General features: G+C 68.4%; 4 protein-coding genes. 1 reads left to right on the forward strand and 3 read right to left on the reverse strand.

Annotated features, from left to right (window positions below):
• From ACJWXQ_RS06525 to ACJWXQ_RS06535, 3 genes are all read right to left on the reverse strand, one after another.
• A partial coding sequence (locus tag ACJWXQ_RS06525; RefSeq protein WP_406672411.1) for a hypothetical protein occupies positions 1-331 on the reverse strand: 331 nt, incomplete at its 3' end.
• Between the two features lie 2 nt (positions 332-333).
• On the reverse strand, positions 334-912 hold the full coding sequence (locus ACJWXQ_RS06530; RefSeq protein WP_406672412.1) for a gamma carbonic anhydrase family protein: 579 nt from the start codon (positions 910-912) through the stop codon (positions 334-336).
• A 136-nt stretch (positions 913-1,048) separates the two neighbouring features.
• Complete coding sequence (locus ACJWXQ_RS06535; protein ID WP_406672413.1) at positions 1,049-2,161, reverse strand: cytochrome D1 domain-containing protein; 1,113 nt, start codon at positions 2,159-2,161, stop codon at positions 1,049-1,051.
• A 298-nt stretch (positions 2,162-2,459) separates the two neighbouring features.
• Here ACJWXQ_RS06535 and ACJWXQ_RS06540 point away from each other — a divergent pair.
• The coding region (locus ACJWXQ_RS06540) for an SLC13 family permease (protein WP_406672414.1) at positions 2,460-2,797 on the forward strand (338 nt) is incomplete at its 3' end.

Genomic DNA, 2,797 nt, shown 5'->3' on the forward strand with positions numbered 1-2,797 from the left:
AGCCGGCCGCTTGCGCCGCATCGAGGTGCGCCGGGTCGATGAGCACGAAGTGGTCGGCCGAATAGGCAGGGCAGATATCGCAAGCGTGGCACACCGACAGGGGCTCAACCCGGGTCTCCAGCACCGCGACCCCAACCCTCTCCAGCATGACCCGTACGTCCGGCGGGGTGTAGCTGCCCGGTTGGCACTGCCGGCCGCCGGTGAACGTCTGCACCACCCAGATCGGGGCGACAGGTCCCAGCGTCGGCTCCGAAACGGGCACGGACGCGCTCCGGCAGCCGGGCAGAAGCAGTCCAACGACGAGCCACGACACGCCGACAACAAATAGCATCCTCATAGCGTCGCCGGTTCGGCCAGGTACTGATCCTTCAGCTTGACGTAGTTGCCGGCCACATAGGGCAGGAACGCCAGCTCCTCGGCGGTCAGCGGTCGCACCGGTTGGGCGGGGCGCCCGCGATACAGCATGCCGCCCTCGAAGACCTTGCCCGGCGGCACCAGCGAACCGGCGGCCAGGATCACGTCGTCACCCACCACCGCGCCGTCCATCACCATGGCCTGCATCCCGATCACCACCCGGCTGCCGATGGTGCAGCCGTGCAACACCGCCTGGTGGGCGATACTCACATCGTCGCCGACCACCAGCGGGTACCCCCCCGGGTTGAATCGGGAATCGTGGGTGATGTGGAGCACGGCGCAATCCTGGACCGAACACCGCGCGCCGATGGTGATGCTGTGCATGTCGCCGCGAATCACGGCTCCCGGCCACACCGAACAGTCATCGCCCAGGGTGACGTCGCCGATGACGTGCGCGCCGGGGTCCACCCACACCTGTGCGCCCAGCCGGGGCGTTGTGCCCCGGAAGCTGCGTACTCCCGGAACGTGGACGTTCACTGCATCGACCTCGCGCTTCACACCGCGGAGTCTACCTCAGCGACCCGGCACCCCGGACCTGCGTGCTGCTGCCGCTGCCAACGACCGTTCTCACCAGCCTCGTCCCGAACGAACTACAGCGCCGTGCACCTACCGGCGAGTCTGCACCAGGGGTCGATCAGCGCCTGCCACCCGCCCCCTTGCTGCCACACCGGGGGGCCAGCATCACCGCCCCGTTCACCGGCCGAACCGGGACCGAGTGGGGTGAGAACCCCAGCCCGTCGGGCTCCTTGCCCGCGGTCAGGGCGCCGGCGATGCTCCAGGACTTCAGGTCCACCACCGTGATCTGGTCGGCGTTGGAGTGGGCGATGAACGCCAGCTTGTCATCGGGCGAGATGAGGATGCCGATGGGCACGGAGCTGTCGCCGAACGTGTCGCCGAAAAGCCGCCCCTCAACATGACTCGCCTCCACCTGCAACGACATGCGGCGCTCCAGCGACCGACCGGCCACGTCGAACACCGACAGGTCCCCGGAACGGGCGTTGGTCACCAGCACCCGCCGCCCGTCCGACGTGGCCATGGCCCGGATGGGGAACGACGGCGACTCCAGCTCTGCCACGACCTCCAGGGTCCGGGCATCCAGCACGGTGACCGTATCCGCCGCCCGGTTGGTGACCCAGACGGTCGCCCCGTCCGGCGTCACCGCAACCCCTTCGGCCCCCTCGCCGGTGGGGATGTTGGCGACACGGGTGTTGGTCTCGAGGTCCACCACCGTCACCGAGCCCGAGCGGATATTGGTCACAAAGGCGCGGCCGCCGTCCGGCGTTACCGCCACCATATGGGAGACCTCCTGGTCGGTGTCGACGGCCGCCACCACCTCACCGGTGGTCGTGTCCACCACCAGCAGCGCCTTGTTGGTCTCAGCCGTCACGACCGCGCGGCGGCCGTCGCCCAGCCACACGATGCCGTGGGGCCGCCGGTACTCGCCCAGGTCGATGGTGCGAACCACCCTGGCACTGGGGATATCGATCAGGGTCAGGGAGGATCCCGGCGTATTGCGAACCCCGTAATTGCCCACCAGGGCGAGTCGCCCATCCGGAGAAACTCCCACCTCGTGGGGTCCCTCCCCCACCGGCAGGGTGGCCCGCACCTCACCGCTGGCAATATCCACCAGCGAAACCGTCGCCTCGGCCTTGTTGACCACCACCAGGGTCGCCGCACCGGCACCACCGCTCAGGGTCAGCAGCAGCACCGCCGCGGTCATCACCTGCCAAAAGAGCGCCTTCGTCATACCGCCTCCTCACCAACATCAACCCGAAAGTCGCCCGGCGGCTTCCCGACCGGGCCACCCAGCGAGTCAGGATTGGGCACCCGGCACCCTTTCCCGCCGAGAACCCCCGCCGCGGAAGGGACGCCGTGGGCTGGTAGAATCGGCCGATGGGCAGGACCACAGACCGAAGCCGATCTGACGACCGAGACCGGGGCTCAACCGGGAGTTCGGGCTCTGGTCCCGCTCGAAAGTCCCCGGGGTTTCACTTTTCGGCCGGGCGCTCAGGCGAGCACCTCAGCCAGCGGACGGGGGCGGACCGGTGACCATCGAGATCCTCTTCGTCCTGGCGCTGGTGGCCATGGCGGTGGCCCTGTTCGCCTCGGAGAAGCTGCCGGTGGACATGGTGGCGCTGATCATCATGGCCGTACTCCTGCTCTCCGGCGTGGTCAGCCCCGAGGAGGGCATCGCCGGGTTCTCCAACACGGCCACGGTAACCGTCGCGGCCATGTTCGTCATCAGCGCCGCGCTGTTTCGGACCGGGGCGGTGGAAACCCTGGGCCGGGTTTCCGCCCGTGTGTTTCAGGTCAACCTGTGGGCCGGCCTGGTGGTGATGATGATCACCGTGGGCGTGATGTCGGCGTTCATCAACAACACTCC

It is taken from the genome of Natronospira sp., from assembly GCF_007134575.1.
Lineage (GTDB): Bacteria > Pseudomonadota > Gammaproteobacteria > Natronospirales > Natronospiraceae > Natronospira > Natronospira elongata.